This is a genomic window from Lacinutrix sp. WUR7 (assembly GCF_016864015.1).
Classification (GTDB): Bacteria; Bacteroidota; Bacteroidia; order Flavobacteriales; family Flavobacteriaceae; genus Oceanihabitans.
In genome coordinates, this window is the sequence record NZ_CP045067.1 from 2,624,181 (window position 1) to 2,641,269 (window position 17,089).

The following is a 17,089-nucleotide window of genomic DNA, read 5'->3' on the forward strand; positions in this document are numbered from 1 at the left end:
TATAAAAACAGATTGTGTATGCAGTCTGTTTTTTTTGTTTAAAATGTTTCTGATTGCAAACTAATTCATTCAGAATATTACCAGACTATTTCCACACATTTATTTTTAAGAACTATATCTTTGCAGCATGCAATCTAAAATCCTTTTTATTACACCACCTTTTACGCAGTTAAATACCGCGTATCCTGCAACTGCTTATCTTAAAGGGTTTTTAGAAAAACACGAGATTTCGGTTACCCATTGCGATTTAAGTATCGAGCTTTTTACTTCTGTTTTTAGAAGTGATTTTTTGCGTGCTATTTTTCAGGAAGCTACCGATTTGGAGAATTATCAGTATTCAGAAATGAGCAAACGAAAGGACATGTATATTTCTAGAGTGGATGTGGTGCTTGCATTTCTTCAGAAACAAGATATTAAAACGGCTAATAAAATCTTAGAAAAAGGTTTTTTACCATTAGGGCATCGTTTATCTAAAGTCAATACCACCATTACATGGGAAGCTGGGGAAATAGGAGTCATCGATAAAGCAAAGCATCATGCAACGTTTTTTATTGAAGAGATTGGCGATTTTATTCAAGCCAATGTCGATGAGTTTTTTGCATTTACAAAATATGCCGAGCAAATTGCAACTTCGGCAAGTAGTTTTGATCAACTAGATACTTTTTTGAGTTATCAACCTACCATCATAGAAGAGGAAATGCTAGATATTCTAGTCGCTCAAATTGAAGAACATACACCTGTTTTAGTTTGTTTTACCATTCCTTTTCCTGGGAATTTATTCGCAGCACTACGCTGTTCGCAGTTTATCAAACAACTTTTTCCAGATATACATGTGGCTTTTGGAGGTGGATATTGTAACACCGAATTACGTACGCTGGAAGATCCTAGAATTTTTGAATTTGTAGATTTTATTTCCTTTGATGATGGCGAAGGTCCTTTGTTGAAAATAGTCCGATATCTAGAAGGTAAAGTCGATGCTAGTGAACTGGAGCGAACCTTTATTCTAGAAAATGAAGAAGTGGTGTACAAGAATAAAATTCCGAATACCATTTACCACCATAAAAATTTACCGGCACCAGATTATTCCGGATTGCCTTTTGAGAAATATGTTTCTTTCTTAGATGTAGTAAATCCGATGCATCGTATGTGGACAGATGCCAGATGGAATAAACTCACTATTTCGCATGGTTGTTACTGGAAACAATGTTCGTTTTGTGATGTAACCTTGGATTATATAGGGAATTATCAAAACACAACAGCTGAAGATTTAGTCGATAAAATTGAGAAAATAACAAAGGATACCGGCATTACTGGTTTTCATTTTGTAGATGAAGCTGCACCGCCTAAAATGCTAAGAGCTTTGTCTAAAGCATTAATCGATAGAAATGTAAAGATCACTTGGTGGACGAACATTCGATTCGAAAAAACATTCGACTTCGAATTATGTGAGATTATGGCAAAATCTGGTTGTATTGCGGTAACTGGTGGGCTAGAAGTAGCTTCCGATAGGTTATTGGCTAAGATGAAAAAAGGGGTAGATATCGCACAAGTTACCAGAGTAACCAATAATTTTTCTAAGAATAATATCATGGTGCATGCGTATCTCATGTACGGATTTCCAACGCAAACCGAACAAGAAACTATCGATTCTTTAGAAGTCGTACGACAATTATTTGAAAGGAATTGTATTCAGTCTGCATTTTGGCATCAATTTACAACGACTATTCATAGTCCGATTGGTCAAAACCCAGAAGCATTCGGTATCGAAATAACAGGGCCTGTTTTTGAAGGATTTGCTCAAAACGACTTGTATCATGTAGATCCGCAAGGAGCAGACCATCCTAAATATACCAAAGGATTAAACGTAGCACTTCATAACTATTTAAATAATGCAGGCTTTGAAGAGAAGTTACAAAACTGGTTTGATTTTCCAGTGCGTGCAACCAGTCATTCTAAAGGTTTGATTGCAAGTTTTTTAGCTTAAAGGATTTCTGTAGATTTAATTTAGAAGAAAAAGCTTGTCGATAAATCGATGAGCAATTTTTGGTTCAATAAGCTAGTGATTGGCATCAACTAGCGTTTTTAATGTTTATATATTTTACTGATTAGATAGTTCTAGAAGAATAGATTGTATTTGACCTTCTTTAATTGGTTTAATAATGTAATCGGAAACTTCACTTATCTTATTTGCTCTTTCAACATCTGAAGCATCCACAGAAGAAGAGATCATATAAATGGTTATTTTCTTATCTAATTTAGGTTTGATTTTTATGTATTCCTCCATAAATTGAAACCCATCCATTATAGGCATATTTATATCAAGCAGAATAACATCTGGTAGTTCTTCGTCATTGTGAAGATTCTCAATCATAAAATTTAAAGCCTCTTCGCCATCAGAAAAAGCCATAATATTTTTTGCTATGTTAAGAGAGTTTATGGTTTTTTTTATGGTAAATTGATAAACATCATCGTCATCAACAATACAAAAGCTATAATTTTTACTCATTATTTATTCTTTATTTATTAAAGTTAATATTAAAAGTAGAGCCAACATTAACTTCACTTTCTACTGTTATTTTTCCTCCCATCGCTTCTATTTGTACTTTGGTCATAAATAAACCAACTCCTTTAGCGTCTGGATGTCTATGGAATACCTTGTTTAAACCAAATAATTTATGACCATGCCTTTTTAAATCTATGCCTAAGCCATTATCTTTAAATTTTAGTTGGAGTTCCCCATTTTCAAATTCAGAATAAATAAAAATTTCTGGGATTCTATCTTCTGATTTGTATTTTAATCCATTACTTAACAAATTAAGAAAAATACTCTCTAAATATACTTTATTATAGCTAATATTTTCTTTTTTTGAGAAATCACTAGTTATTTTAGCCTGTGTCTTTATAATTTGACCGGTAAGAATCTCTTTGGTCTTGTTTAATATATCATCAAATGAAATAATTTCTAAATTTCCTGAATCTTCATTTTTTGTTTTTAAAGCTTCAATTAATGTGTTTAAAGTTTCCGTTAAATGATTGATGACAATTTCAAATTTTTCGAATAAAATCACTTTTTCATCTTCCGTTTCTGCTAAATTATAGAAATCTAATAAAGAATTTAAATTACTAACAGGTGCACGTAAATTATGTGAGGTTATATGCGCAAAATCTGCTAGTTGGGTGTTTTGCAATGTAAGTTTTCTTGCTAATACCTCTAAGCTTTCATTGGCTTCTAATATCTTTTTTTCTGCCTTTTTTTGATTGGTTATATCTCTAATTGCTGCAGAAACGAGTAAACCTTCTTCTGTTTTAAGCGGACTTAAACTTATTTGTATAGGTATTTCTTTTCCTAATTTATTTACACCGTAAAGCTCTTTTCCTTCTCCCATTTTTCTTGTTTTGGGGATGTTAAAAAATATTTTACGATGTGTAACATGTTTATGATTATATCTTTCTGGTATTAATAGTTCTACTGGTTTATTAATTAATTCTTCAGATACGTAACCAAATAATTTTTCTGCTTGTTTATTAATTAACTGTATTTTGCCTTTTTCATTTACAATTACCATAGCATCTGGAGCAGATTCAAGCAGTCCTTTAAATTTAATTTCTGCCATTCTTTGTTCTGTAACATCTTGGCAAGTTCCCATCATCTCAATAAGATTTCCATCCTTGTCTAAAATGACTTCTCCTAGAAGTTGAATTGTTTTTATTTTTCCATTTTTTAATTTAATACGATGTAATAAATCATAAAACTTCTTATCCGTTTTAGATTTTTCAATAGATATGGTAACCAATTCTTTATCGTCTGGATGCACATAACTAAAATAGGTATCGTATACTAAATTTTCTTCTGGGTCTATTCCAAAAATATTAGAAAGATTAACAGACCATATAACTTCATTGGTAATAACGTCTAGTTGCCAATTACCCATCATGGTTATTTTTTCGGCAGCATTTAATACTTGGTTTTTTCGTAAAAGTTCAGATTCTATTTCTTTTTGTTCGGTGATATCTCTGATTACTCTTAAAAAACCAATACTTTTTCCGCTTTCATTTTTTATTGGAGTTAGTATGGAATCAGCAATAAAAGAAGTACCATCTTTTTTAATAATAGTCCACTCACGAGAATCATAACCATCATTTATAGCCAATAATTGATACGGATCAATATCGGAACTTTCACTTTTATATTGTAATACAATATCTTTTTTAAATTGATTAAGTTCTTCTTCAATAAGAAAAAAAATGACTTTTTTAAATCCAATCATTTCAAAGGCAGAATATCCTAATAAGGCTTCTGCACCTTCGTTAAATTGATATATAATGCCATCATTGTTTGTGGCTATTATGGCTGTGGTTAAATTCGATTTCATTTTAATTGGGGCCTAATTACACTTATTAGCTTTTTATTTAGCTAGAAGAAACTAGTTTGGTTACTATGCGTGATGTGGTGCTAAGTTACTTTTTTTATCTAACGCATAAAAATAATAATGTAACCTAATGTGTTGTATTCTTTATTATTACCTAGTTTTTTATGCAATACTTGGACTTTTATTTCTTCCATTTAATATTACAACCAATACTTGGTTTTTGTTGTTTTGTGTTTTCGGTTTTATTTAAAATACAATCTAATGCATTTTGTAAATCGTTTCCTGTAACAGCAATACCATTTCCTGGTCTCGAATCATCTAATTGTCCGCGATAGACTAGGTTTAAATCGGAGTTAAAAACATAAAAATCTGGAGTGCAAGCCGCATCATAAGCTTTTGCTACTTCTTGCGTTTCATCATATAAATAAGCAAAAGGATATTGGTTTTTTTTCGCATGTTCCGTCATTTTTTCTGGTCCGTCTTGCGGATAATTTTCTGCATCATTACTAGAAATTGCTATAAACGAAACCCCTTTCGTTTCATATTGTTTTGCTATTTGGACTAATGCAGCATTAACATGAATTACAAACGGACAATGGTTGCATATAAACATAACAACAGTTGCTTGTTTTCCTTTTAATTGCTGAAGCGATACAGGTTTGTTGCTAACCGTATCTAATAATTCAAAATTTGGAGCTTTTGTGCCCAACGGAAGCATATTTGACGGTGTTCTTGCCATGATTTAATTTTTTACTAATGTAAAAAAAAGATAAATACAAAAAGCAAAATAGAAATTCCAAAAACAATATTTTGTACATTTAGCGCATGAGTAATACAATAACTTTTGACGATTTTACCAAAGTAGATTTACGCGTAGGAACAATAATTGAAGTAAACGATTTTCCGGAAGCGCGAAATCCTGCATACCAACTTACTATAGATTTTGGCGATTTAGGCATTAAAAAATGTTCCGCACAAATAACAACGCTCTATCAAAAAGACGATTTACTTAACAGACAAATTGTAGCTGTTGTTAATTTTAAGAAAAAGCAGATTGGTAAATTTATGAGTGAATGTCTTGTTCTTGGAGCAGTAAATAACAAAGATGTCATCTTGTTAAATCCGGAAAATAAAGTCAAAAACGGATCTACTGTTGCATAAATATGGTAGAACTGGATAATGTAAAAATTAATTTTGATGCCAACGGACTCTGGGTATTAAATATAGCGCTTGCCGTTGTTATGTTTGGCGTTGCACTTGGTGTAACAATAAACGATTTTAAACAATTGTTTAAACAACCAAAAGTGGTGTTGATTGGGATACTCTCCCAATTTGTGTTGTTGCCTTTTGTGACCTATCTTTTTATTCTACTAATAAAACCACAAGCCAGTATTGCTCTTGGTATGATGATGGTTGCTGCTTGTCCTGGTGGAAATATTTCTAACTTTATGACGCATCTTGCTAAAGGAAACACAGCGCTTTCTGTAAGTTTAACCGCTTTTGCTACATTTTTAGCTATGATACTAACTCCGATAAATTTTCAGTTTTATGGAAATTTATACGAGCCAACCGCACTTCTATTACAAAATGTAGAATTGAATTTCTTTGATTTAGTGAAACTAGTATTGCTCATTTTAGGTGTTCCGTTAGTATTAGGAATGTCTTTACGTAGCAAAATGCCGAAACTAGCAGAAAAGCTTTCCAAAGTATTAAAACCTTTTTCTATACTCGTTTTTGTAGGTATTGTTATTATTGCTTTTTCAAATAATTTAGATATTTTTAATCAGTATATAGATAAGGTGTTACTTATTGGGATTAGTCATAATATTATAGCGCTCGCATTGGGATTTTTTGTAGCTAAAGCTTTTGGTTTATCTTTTGAAAATCAAAAAACATTGGCCATTGAAACAGGAATACAAAACTCTGGTTTAGGTTTATTACTGATTTTCACCTTTTTTAATGGACTTGGCGGAATGGCTCTAATGGCAGCATTCTGGGGGATTTGGCATATTGTTTCTGGACTATGCTTATCGTTTTATTGGTCTTCAAAATCTAAAAAAGAAAACATTTGAAATTACTTTGGTTACATTTTGTAAGAACCTATATTAGGCTAGGACTTTTTTGTTATTATAAAAGTTTTAAGGTGTATCATGTAGAAGATATACCTAAAAATAAACCGATTCTATTTTTAAGTAACCACCAAAATGCACTTATTGATCCGTTGTTAATAGCTACTAAATCAGGACGTTTTTGTTATTTTTTAACTCGAGCTTCCGTTTTTAATAAACCTATTGTCGATAAACTTTTACGAAGTCTACAAATGCTTCCTGTGTACAGAATTAGAGATGGTTGGAGTAGTATTAGTAATAACAACTCTATCTTTTCTGCATGTACCGATATTTTAAAACAAAATAAGGCGGTTACCATATTTCCCGAAGGAAATCATCATTTAAACCGAACCGTTAGACCTTTAAGTAAAGGATTTACTAGAATTGTTTTCGAAACTTTAGAGAAATATCCAGAATTAGATTTACAAATTATCCCTGTTGGTGTTAATTATATAAAAGCAGATCATTTTGTAGATAGTACCGCGGTTTTCTTCGGAAAGCCAATAGTTGCAAAAAACTATCTCTTAAAAGATAAAAGCCAAGCGGTTATTGCGCTTAAAGAAGATGTGCATCAGGAAATCTGTAAATTAACAACACATATTCCTCTTGAAAATTATGAAGAAAACCTAGCGAAACTTCTAGAGAACAATGTAGATTTTTTAAATCCGGAAGCCGTAAACCATTGTATTGCTTCCAATTTTGAAACCTGCCAGAAACAAATAAAACCCAAAGCTAGTTTTTTAAAAATAGTTATAAAGTATATCCTTCTAGCAAATTTTATACTTCCTTTTGTAGTTTGGAAAAGTTATTTAAAACCCAAAATTAAAGAAATAGAGTTTGTAGCAACGTTTAGGTTTGCTATTTATATTACACTGTTTCCTCTTTGGTTCTTTATAGTTGTTTTAGCCTTATCTATACTTTTAGGTTGGCAAATTGCTATAATTTATGCTTTTGTGGTTTCTGTGTTGGCTTTGTTTTATGTGAAGTATTAAGTCATTGCGAGGTACGAAGTAATCTGTTAAAGGAATTCTGTTTTATTAAAGAGGAGTTATGTGCAAGTAAAAATAGCTTCGCATTTTAGGTCAAACTCTCCGAATTTTATTTCATAAAATCCACCTCTCTTTAGCTAAAGAGAGGAGCCGGTATTTACTTTAATTATTATTAGATAGCAGCTCTCCTCTTTAGTTAAAGAGGAGAATGAATTTTAATTTCTACTGGAAATGAAAAGAAAGAGGAGTTTGTGTTAATAAAAATAGCTTCGCATTTTAGGTCAAAGGCTCCGATTCCGTAAAAACGGAAGCCCCTCTCTTTAACTATAGAGAAGAGCAGGTATTAGTTCTAATCTTATAGCATAAAAAAAACCGTTACTAAAAGCAACGGTTTTAAAATTCTAATTGTATTAGATATTAAATATCATCAAAATCTACATCTGTAAATCTGCTTTCTGCAGGTTCTGATGTTTCTGTAGTTGTTGTACTTTCTACCACAGCTTCCGTATTATATTCTTTTTTAAAGTCTTTTTGGTGACGCTCGCTAATTACTTCATCTCCTTTTTCGGCTATAATATAATCTGTCATTTCAGCTAAAATACTATTGAATTCAGAAAAATCTTCTTTGTATATATAGATTTTATGTTTCTTGTAGTGGAAGGAACCATCGTCATTAGTAAACTTTTTACTTTCTGTAACTGTTAAATAATAATCTCCAGCTTTAGTTGCTCTAACATCAAAAAAATAAGTGCGTCGTCCTGCTCTTAATACTTTAGAATAAATTTCCTCTTTCTCCATCATGCCATTGGTTTCCATAGTCTTGTTTTTATATTAAGGTTTCATTAATAGAAGTTCAAAAATCAAAAAAAAATACATAACAACCAACTAAATATTACAAATCTTTTTAAAGCTAAGATTTGAATAGGATTGAAGAGGAACAATTTGTTATAAACGTAGCTACGCTTTTTCAGATAGTTGCTTTAAATATAGGTCTTTATAATACCCGTCTTTTTCTATAAGTGTATCATGCGAACCTTCCTGCATAATTTTTCCGTCATCTAGAACAATAATCTTGTCTGCATTTTTAGCCGAAGAAATTCTATGACTGACAATAATCGTTGTTTTTCCTTTAGAGAGTTTGTTTAAGCTTTTAAGTATTTTTTCTTCGGTTTCGGTATCTACCGCAGAAAGGCAATCATCAAATAATAATATTTGTGGATCTTTAAGTATTGCTCTTGCAATAGAAACACGTTGTTTTTGTCCGCCAGAAAGTGTGATTCCGCGTTCACCTAAAACGGTTTCATAACCTTTAGTGAAACCCATAATATTTTTATGTACTTGTGCATATTTTGCTGCTTGTATTACTTCTTCATCGGTTGCATCTTCTTTACCAAATTTTATGTTGTTATTAATGGTATCACTAAATAAAAAGGCATCTTGAGGTACATAACCAATACTATCGCGTAAATTTTTAAGATTCACTTGGTCTATTGGTGTATCGTCTATTAATAATTGTCCGCTTTTTATATCATAAAGTCTTCCTATTAAATCTAGAATCGTAGATTTTCCAGAACCTGTTTTTCCTATTATAGCTAAAGTTTCTCCTGGTTTTACAGTAAAACTGATATCTTTTAATGCTTCAATATTCGTGTCGTCATAAACAAAAGAAACGTGTTTAAAGGATATATTTCCTTTTATAATAGAAGTTTCACTAACCTTATTTTGAATTTCTGGTTCTATTTTTAAAAAGTGATTGATACGTTTTTGAGATGCTTCCGCTTGTTGTATTATAGAAGTTACCCAACCCACCGTTGCAACTGGCCATGTTAACATGTTTACGTAAATAATAAATTCGGCAATGGTTCCTAAGCTTTCAATTTCACCATTGATATATTGCTGTCCGCCAATGTAAATTACAATAAGGTTACTTAAACCAATAAGTAATACCATGGTAGGAAAAAATAAGGCTTGTACTTTGACTAAACTTAATTGCTTTTCTTTATTAGCGATCGAAAGCGCATTAAAATTTTTAAACGTTTGTGGTTCCATACTATACGCTTTTATAATAGAAATTCCGCTAAAAGATTCTTGGGTAAAAGTGGAAAGTTTAGATAAATACTCTTGTACTATGGTGCTTCGTTTATGTATTTCTTTACTTACCTTAAATACAATAATAGATAGAATAGGTAAAGGTATTAGCGTGTATAAAGTTAATTTTGGCGATTGGCTATACATAGAACTAATAACAATAACAAAAAGTGTGATTGTATTTATACTGTACATAATTGCAGGTCCTACATACATACGTACTTTAATGACGTCTTCACTAATTCTATTCATTAAATCTCCTGTTCTATTTTTTTTATAGAAATTTAGAGACAGTTTTTGGTATTGTTGGTAGACTTCGTTTTTTAAATCAAACTCAATATATCGAGATACATTAATTATGGTTTGGCGCATAAAAAAGGTAAGTACTCCTGTAATTAATGCTGCACCAATTATATAAAGAATGTTCTCTAATAATTCTGCTTTAACTAATTGAATATCTGTAATACTACCTTTTCTATATTCATCTACTACATTAATAGATTTTCTAATGAGTCTAGGGGTATAAAGTAAAAAAATCTTGGATACTATGGTTATTAAAATACCAAGGATTAGACTAAATTTATATTTTAAAAAGTACTTATTTAAGTGCTGTAATTCTTTCATTTACAGGAGTAGTGTTTTTTTATGTTTTTAACAATTTCATAATTTAACAGCAATTATGTTGCGTTTATATGAATATTGGTTTAATTTTGCTCGTTGTTTTTTGTAAATCATCAAAAGAACAACCCTAACTTTAAATTAAAAATTAAATGGTTTCAGACGTTATTAATGCAAGTGATCTAAAAAAAATAGATCCAGTTTTTGGACAAATTTCTTTCGATGATCATGAGCAAATTGTTTTTTGCAACGACAAAGATACAGGTTTAAAAGCAATTATTGGAATACATAATACAGTATTAGGTCCTGCACTTGGAGGAACTAGAATGTGGCAATATAACAATGAATGGGAAGCGCTAAATGATGTATTACGTCTTTCACGTGGTATGACTTTTAAAGCAGCAATTACAGGTTTAAACCTTGGAGGAGGAAAAGCAGTAATTATTGGAGATGCCAAAACACAAAAAACACCAGAACTTATGAGAAAGTTTGGTGAATTTGTACATTCTTTAAGCGGAAAGTATATTACAGCAGAAGATGTTGGTATGGAAACTGCGGATATGGACTTAGTTCGTGAAGTGACTCCTTATGTTACTGGTATTTCTGAAAGTAAAGGAGGAGCAGGGAATCCTTCACCTATAACCGCTTATGGTGTGTTTATGGGGATGAAAGCTGCTGCTAAATATAAATTTGGATCGGATATATTAGAAGACAAAAAAGTAATTGTTCAAGGTATTGGGCATGTTGGAGAATCTCTTGTTGAGCACCTAACAAATGAAGGCGCTAAGGTTATTATTTCCGATATTAACCAAGAACGTTTAGAAGAAGTAAGTAAAAAATACGGAGCAACTATATATACTGGAAACGATATTTATAGCGAAGCTGTCGATATTTATGCACCTTGTGCTTTAGGAGCAACTATTAATGACGATACTATTAATAGAATTCAAGCAAAAATAATTGCAGGAGCTGCTAATAATCAATTAGCAGAAGAAGCGAAACACGGAGCAATTCTTCAAGAAAAAGGAATTGTTTATGCACCAGACTTTTTAATTAATGCCGGAGGAATTATTAATGTATATGCAGAGTTAGAAGGTTACGATAAAAAAGAAATTATGCGTAAAACTCAAAATATCTATAATACTACGTTAGAAATTTTATCTAATGCTGATACCAATGGGATAACAACCAATCAAGCAGCACTTAATATTGCAAAAAGTAGAATAGAAGCAAGAAAGAATGAAAATTCTAAATAATTCTTATTAAAATACTATTATATCAAGGCGAAAGTAACTACTTTCGCCTTTTTTAAACTAAGTTCTTTTTTATATGCTTAATAGAAGACACATTCGTATTAAAGTTATGCAAATCCTTTACGCTTTTAAAGGAGGCGAAAGTGACAATTTCAGTAAAGACCAAAGGTTTTTATTACACAGTATTGACGGTATGTACAATCTGTATTTGCTTTTAATGTCCTTATTAATTGAGGTACATAAAAAAGCAGAAATAAACATTGAAAAAACACAAAAAAAGCTTCTAGCTACTTCAGAAGACAAAAATCCAAACAAGAAATTAATATTTAACGAAGTCTTTTTGTTATTAAAAAACGATCAAGAACTTCTTGCAGATATTGAAGCACATAAAATCACTAACTGGGAGTTAGATGATGAATATGTAGATATTCTTTTTAGAGAAATACTAGCAAGCGATTTGTATGCAGAATATATGCAAACAAAAACGTCTACTTTTAAAGAAGATAGAGACTTTGTTGTTGATGTATTTAAGGAAATTATTGCTCCTAACGAAAAACTTTACGAATATATTGAAGACAAGAATTTAACTTGGTTAGATGATTTACCTATAATAAATACAGCCATTTTAAAATTATTAAAAAAGGTAAAGGAAAATGTAAAACCAACATATTTTGTCCCTAGTCTATATAAAGACGAAGACGATAAAAAGTTTGCAATAGATTTGTTGAAGAAAACAATTCTAAATCAAAGTACACTGGCTGCCGAAATTGAAGGAAAAACAAAAAATTGGGATACAGATCGTATTGCAAGTATAGACTACATATTACTGCAAATGGGAATTTGCGAAATGTTAAACTTTTCTTCCATTCCAGTAAAAGTTACAATTAATGAATATTTAGAAATAGCAAAAGAGTATTCAACACCTAAAAGCAGTACGTTTATCAATGGTGTTTTAGATAAGTTAGTAAAAGAATACCAAGAAGGAAAAAAGTTAAATAAAATAGGTAGAGGATTGCTGTAATTGTAAAATTTATTACATTTACACCTCCAAATAATTTTGAACCATTAAAAAAAATAGAATTATGAAAAAAGTATTATTAGGTTTAAGCGCATTTTGCTTAATCGCTTTTACTTCATGTAAAGAAGATGCATCAAAAAAAATTGATGACAAAAACGTTGCAGAAGCAGCAGTAAGAGATGCTAACACTGGAGATTTTCCAGTATTAACTTTCGATAAAAAAGAGCACGATTTTGGTGAAATTGAAGCTAAAACTCCTGTAGAAACAGTATTTACTTATAAAAATACAGGAAAAACTCCTTTAGTTATTACAAATATTAAAAGTACATGTGGATGTACAGTACCTCAAGATTGGTCTAAAGAGCCTTTAGCTCCAGGAGATTCAGGGAAATTTACTGTAAAATATAATGCTTCTGGTAAAAATGCAGTATCTAAAACCATTACAGTAACTGCTAATACAGAAACAGGAAAAGAAACAGTTAAGATTAAAGCTTTTGTAAAAGCAGATCCTAATGCTCCTGTAAAAGCACCTGTAGCAAATAAGCAACAAATACAACAAGCTATTCCAGCAGGATCTAATGCAGCTGCAACAGCAGTAAAGTCTAGTACTCAACCAGGTCACGAAGGTCATAACCACGATTAATTAGAATGGGAGAAATAGGACAATTTTTACCGTTTATTGCTATGTTTGCTGTAGTGTATTTCTTTATGATTGCACCACAAATGAAACGTGCCAAACAAGAAAAAAAGTTTGCTAGCGAATTAAAACGAGGAGACAAAGTAATTACAAAAAGTGGTTTGCATGGAAAAATAGCAGACCTTAACGATAAAGATAACAGTTGTGTTATTGAAACGATGGCTGGAAAGTTAAAGTTTGATCGTTCTGCAATTTCTTTGGAAATGAGTAAGAACTTAAATGTATCTCCAACCGAAATTAAGAAGTAAGTTTTAAAACTTCAAATCATATAAAAGCTTCAAAAGGAATTTTCTTTTTGAAGCTTTTTGCTTTTTTATACTTTCTGCTTTTCTTTATACTATATAAAAATAGCTTCGCATTTTATGTCAAACGCTCCAGATTTATTTTTCATAAATCCACCTCTCTTTAGCTAAAGAGAGGAGCAAGTACCTAATTGTGATTTTTCTAAAGTAGTGGCTCTCCTCTTACGTTTAAGAGGAGAATGAATTTCAATTTCCACAGGAAATTGGAAGAAAGAGGAGTTTGTTTTTTATTTTCAGCTAACAGCTAACAGCTAACAGCTAACAGCTAACAGCTAACAGCTAACAGCTAACAGCTAACAGCTAACAGCTAACAGCTAACAGCTAACAGCTAACAGCTAACAGCTAACAGCTAACAGCTAACAGCTAACAGCTAACAGCTAACAGCTAACAGCTAACAACTAACAGCTAACAATTCTTATACTTATCGTGTAAACCAACCCCTTTCATAATCATAGGTGTTATTTTTTCAAGCCTAGACTGTTTTGTAGCTTCTCTTTTAGCGGTTCCTATATATTCGCAGTATTCTCGTTGTTTGGAGAGGGAAAGTGTTTTAAAAGCGTCCTGTAGTGATGTATTTGAATCTAATATCTCTTTTAGTTCTGGAGGAATAACAATATCCTTTTTTGTGGTTTTTACGACTTTAATTTCTCTTCCTAATTTCTGATTTTCTATAGCTTCTTTTACATAGGCTAATACTACATGTTTGTCTATTTCATCTATAGATGTAAATCGCATTTGTCGCAAACCTTTTGTTTTTTCTTGTGCATTAACTAATAGCTTCGCTTCATCTTTTAAAAACACAGCATTAAAAAACCAAATACAGAAATGCTTTTTAAAAGCACCAAGGCCTAATATGTTTTTTCCTTTTAAATCATAGGTTGGTGCAGACCATTTTATGGCTTCGTTTAATTCTGTTTTAGTAATAATATTGCGAAGTATGGTTAGTGCTTCAGCAAAATGTGGATTGCTTTCTATGTATTCTTCAACGGAGTAGACTTTTTTCATATTTATTTCCCACGAAAGTGGGAATCTTTTAATTGCTTCGTTAAACTAAAATACAAAATGATTTTTAAAATTATAAAGCAATTTTATGATGTTGTATGTAGTTTTTTATTCCGTTCTCATTGTTGCAATTTTTGTACAATCATCATTATCATTTTCGATGTCATTAATACAAATCCAATTTCCAGCATTAAGTCCAAGATTTAACTTTTTACTATTACAATTTTTACAACTAACAACTATTTCACTTAGTTTCAGGCCATTTTTAAATTTTATTAATTTTGTGGCTGTTTTAACGGAGTTACTATTGGTATTTCCTAATAATACTAGAGAGCTTTTATTTGTTTCCTTGTCGACAATAGTAATAATTTTCAGGTTTTTTATTTGAGCATTGATTTTCTCAGCTTGATTAATTCTTTTATTCCATTCTTTAGTTATGTTTTCAATAGAAATAGCTTTTTCATTGAATTCATAAAACGAAATAGAATTAAGTTCAGCTTTAGTGTAGTCAACTTTTGTAGTTTCACAAGAGCTTAGCGTTATTGATATTAATAAAAACAAAATTAAATTTTTCATAGTATGCTGTTTTTTGAGTCGCTTAAAGTGTTTTGGGTGTCGTGCCGTTTCCATAAGCTATATGGTATGTTAAACCAAGTTAGCTTAAAAAAACCAAAAACCCAAATATTTCCAAAAGCAAAAAACCATAACAAATACGTTATGGCTTTCTATATAAAAGATTGGAGTACGTCTGTGATGTATTAGAATTTATACCCAATTCTTGCATGTACATTTACAGCAACATCTTCTTCGTTAATAAGTCTAACATTATCCTTTTTAAAATAATGAATATAACCAATACCAAAACCAGCTTCATAATTAAAATGTATACCAATGTTTCTTCTAATTCCCCAAGTTGGTACAATAGAGATATCACTAACTAAATCTACATTGTCATCATTAGTAGCTAATTCTAAATCGGTTTGATAGCTGATTTTTAATGAAATAAAGTTTCCGCTATTTCCATCTATTCTTTTCGATTTGCCTTCTCTTTTTTTTAAATTATAATACCATCTAGGTTCTAATGAAATACTAGGCGCAACCACAAAGTATGTACCGTTATAATTGCTTCCGCCAGAAAATCCAGCTTCTATACCTATTTCGCTTCTTAAAGCAATGCTATTGGTTAATTTAGTTTCATTATAACCCCAAATTCCTATCGGTCCAGTTTGAATTCCGTAAACAGATTTTTCAACACTTGCATCTTGTGCTTTTGCAAATAATGTAAATAAACAAAGGCAAGAAGTTAATATTATTTTCTTCATATTTATTTCTCTTTAAAAAGGGAATCTTATTTAATGATTACTTATTTTTTCTCTGCTGTAAGTTCCGCAATCTTACAAATTACTTCGGTTGCTTTAATCATACTTTCTACAGGAACATACTCATAACGACCATGAAAATTATGTCCTCCGGCAAAAATATTCGGACAAGGTAATCCCATGTAACTAAGTTGTGAACCATCTGTACCACCACGAATGGCTTTAATAAGCGGTTTTATGTTTAATTGTTTCATTGCTTCTTCTGCAATATCTACAATATGCATTACAGGTTCTACCTTTTCTTTCATATTGAAATATTGATCTTTAATTTCAATAGTAACTACTTCACGCTCATATTGCGCATTTAGCTCATCAGTAAGCTTTTGCATCATTTCTTTTCTAGCTTCAAAATGGCCTTTGTCGTGATCGCGAATAATGTATTGTAAAACCGTTTCTTCTACTTCTCCTTTTATAGAATATAGATGAAAGAAACCTTCGTAACCTTCGGTATGTTCTGGAGTTTCCATTCTTGGTAACGAGTTAATAAACTCTTGTGCTATGTACATCGAGTTTATCATTTTTCCTTTTGCATATCCAGGATGTACTATTTTTCCTTTTACTTTTACAACAGCTCCGGCTGCATTAAAGTTTTCGTATTCTAGTTCACCAATCTGGCTTCCATCCATGGTGTATGCCCAATCTGCTCCAAATTTTTCTACATCAAAATGGTGTGCGCCACGACCAATTTCTTCATCTGGTGTAAAACCAACTCTAATGGTACCATGTTTTATTTCTGGATTAGCAATTAAATATTCCATTGCCGAAATAATTTCAGTAATACCAGCTTTATCATCTGCACCAAGAAGCGTTGTTCCGTCGGTAGTGATTAATGTTTGTCCTTTATATAAAAGTAAATCTTCAAAATAATCTGGAGAAAGTACAATGTCTTCCGCAGCATTTAGAATAATATCTTTTCCGTCATAACTTTCAATAATCTGAGGTTTTACATCTTTTCCTGTAAAATCTGGAGTAGTATCAAAATGCGAAATAAAACCAATAGTTGGTGCGTCATGATCTACGTTACTTGGTAACGTTGCCATAATGTATGCTTTGTCATCAATAGTGACATCTTGCATACCAATAGTTTTTAACTCTTCGACTAGCACATTTGCTAAATCCCATTGTTTTGCTGTACTTGGTGTGGTATCACTTTCTGGATCCGATTCGGTATCTACAGTTACGTAACCTACAAATCGTTTTATAATGTCTTGTTTTGAAATCATATTATTGAAAAATATTTTTAAGGTTTGAGTGAAATAAAAAAA

The 17,089-nt window shown here is 31.3% G+C and carries 17 protein-coding genes; 8 read left to right on the forward strand and 9 right to left on the reverse strand.

The genetic code is table 11. The annotated features are described in order from the left end of the window. Positions 1-127 precede the first annotated feature (127 nt). The gene (locus FG167_RS11455; protein ID WP_203458390.1) at positions 128-1,984 is read left to right on the forward strand and encodes a radical SAM protein; all 1,857 of its coding nucleotides are present in this window, start codon (positions 128-130) and stop codon (positions 1,982-1,984) included. A 114-nt stretch (positions 1,985-2,098) separates the two neighbouring features. Here FG167_RS11455 and FG167_RS11460 read toward each other — a convergent pair whose 3' ends face one another. From FG167_RS11460 to FG167_RS11470, 3 genes are all read right to left on the reverse strand, one after another. Next, positions 2,099-2,506, reverse strand: a complete 408-nt coding sequence (locus FG167_RS11460; RefSeq protein WP_203458391.1) for a response regulator — start codon at positions 2,504-2,506, stop codon at positions 2,099-2,101. A 10-nt stretch (positions 2,507-2,516) separates the two neighbouring features. Then, positions 2,517-4,373: a sensor histidine kinase gene (locus tag FG167_RS11465; protein WP_203458392.1), complete on the reverse strand. Its 1,857-nt coding sequence runs from the start codon at positions 4,371-4,373 to the stop codon at positions 2,517-2,519. Positions 4,374-4,551: 178 nt separating this feature from the next. Next, positions 4,552-5,109, reverse strand: coding sequence for a thioredoxin family protein (locus tag FG167_RS11470; protein ID WP_203458393.1), 558 nt, complete (start codon positions 5,107-5,109; stop codon positions 4,552-4,554). An 86-nt stretch (positions 5,110-5,195) separates the two neighbouring features. On the opposite strand from FG167_RS11470, the gene FG167_RS11475 reads away from it, so the two are divergent. Genes FG167_RS11475 through FG167_RS11485 form a run of 3 tightly spaced genes read left to right on the forward strand, consistent with a single transcriptional unit; the run spans position 5,196 to position 7,470 of the window. Continuing rightward, positions 5,196-5,531, forward strand: coding sequence for a tRNA-binding protein (locus FG167_RS11475; protein ID WP_203458394.1), 336 nt, complete (start codon positions 5,196-5,198; stop codon positions 5,529-5,531). A gap of 2 nt (positions 5,532-5,533) precedes the next feature. Continuing rightward, complete coding sequence (locus tag FG167_RS11480; RefSeq protein WP_203458395.1) at positions 5,534-6,442, forward strand: bile acid:sodium symporter family protein; 909 nt, start codon at positions 5,534-5,536, stop codon at positions 6,440-6,442. Next, positions 6,439-7,470, forward strand: a complete 1,032-nt coding sequence (locus FG167_RS11485; protein ID WP_239004377.1) for a lysophospholipid acyltransferase family protein — start codon at positions 6,439-6,441, stop codon at positions 7,468-7,470. Before FG167_RS11480 ends, FG167_RS11485 begins: the two co-directional genes overlap by 4 nt. Before the next feature lie 414 nt (positions 7,471-7,884). Here the strand turns inward: FG167_RS11485 and FG167_RS11490 are convergent, their stop codons facing one another. Together FG167_RS11490 and FG167_RS11495 are read right to left on the reverse strand one after the other, a co-directional pair. Further along, positions 7,885-8,283 carry a PUR family DNA/RNA-binding protein gene (locus FG167_RS11490; RefSeq protein ID WP_203458396.1) on the reverse strand — a complete coding sequence of 133 codons (399 nt, stop codon included), beginning with the start codon at positions 8,281-8,283 and terminating at the stop codon, positions 7,885-7,887. Positions 8,284-8,424: 141 nt separating this feature from the next. Further along, the gene (locus tag FG167_RS11495; RefSeq protein ID WP_203458397.1) at positions 8,425-10,179 is read right to left on the reverse strand and encodes an ABC transporter ATP-binding protein; all 1,755 of its coding nucleotides are present in this window, start codon (positions 10,177-10,179) and stop codon (positions 8,425-8,427) included. A 146-nt stretch (positions 10,180-10,325) separates the two neighbouring features. On the opposite strand from FG167_RS11495, the gene FG167_RS11500 reads away from it, so the two are divergent. The 4 genes from FG167_RS11500 (at position 10,326) to yajC (ending at position 13,389) form a co-directional block, all read left to right on the forward strand. Beyond that, positions 10,326-11,429 carry a Glu/Leu/Phe/Val dehydrogenase gene (locus FG167_RS11500; protein ID WP_203458398.1) on the forward strand — a complete coding sequence of 368 codons (1,104 nt, stop codon included), beginning with the start codon at positions 10,326-10,328 and terminating at the stop codon, positions 11,427-11,429. 106 nt (positions 11,430-11,535) lie between these two features. After that, on the forward strand, positions 11,536-12,447 hold the full coding sequence (gene nusB, locus FG167_RS11505; RefSeq protein ID WP_239004378.1) for a transcription antitermination factor NusB: 912 nt from the start codon (positions 11,536-11,538) through the stop codon (positions 12,445-12,447). Positions 12,448-12,508: 61 nt separating this feature from the next. Further along, the gene (locus tag FG167_RS11510; RefSeq protein WP_203458400.1) at positions 12,509-13,087 is read left to right on the forward strand and encodes a DUF1573 domain-containing protein; all 579 of its coding nucleotides are present in this window, start codon (positions 12,509-12,511) and stop codon (positions 13,085-13,087) included. Positions 13,088-13,092: 5 nt separating this feature from the next. After that, positions 13,093-13,389, forward strand: a complete 297-nt coding sequence (yajC, locus tag FG167_RS11515) for a preprotein translocase subunit YajC (RefSeq protein WP_055442445.1) — start codon at positions 13,093-13,095, stop codon at positions 13,387-13,389. 459 nt (positions 13,390-13,848) lie between these two features. Here the strand turns inward: yajC and FG167_RS11520 are convergent, their stop codons facing one another. The 4 genes from FG167_RS11520 to pepT form a co-directional block, all read right to left on the reverse strand. Next, positions 13,849-14,448: a YdeI family protein gene (locus tag FG167_RS11520; protein WP_203458401.1), complete on the reverse strand. Its 600-nt coding sequence runs from the start codon at positions 14,446-14,448 to the stop codon at positions 13,849-13,851. A 105-nt stretch (positions 14,449-14,553) separates the two neighbouring features. Beyond that, positions 14,554-15,021 (reverse strand): hypothetical protein, encoded by a 468-nt coding sequence (locus FG167_RS11525; RefSeq protein ID WP_203458402.1) that lies wholly within the window; start codon positions 15,019-15,021, stop codon positions 14,554-14,556. Positions 15,022-15,203: 182 nt separating this feature from the next. Then, a complete protein-coding gene (locus FG167_RS11530) occupies positions 15,204-15,767 on the reverse strand; it encodes a hypothetical protein (protein ID WP_203458403.1) in 564 nt (187 codons plus the stop codon). 41 nt (positions 15,768-15,808) lie between these two features. Then, positions 15,809-17,047: a peptidase T gene (gene pepT / locus FG167_RS11535; RefSeq protein WP_203458404.1), complete on the reverse strand. Its 1,239-nt coding sequence runs from the start codon at positions 17,045-17,047 to the stop codon at positions 15,809-15,811. Between the last annotated feature and the right edge of the window lie 42 nt (positions 17,048-17,089).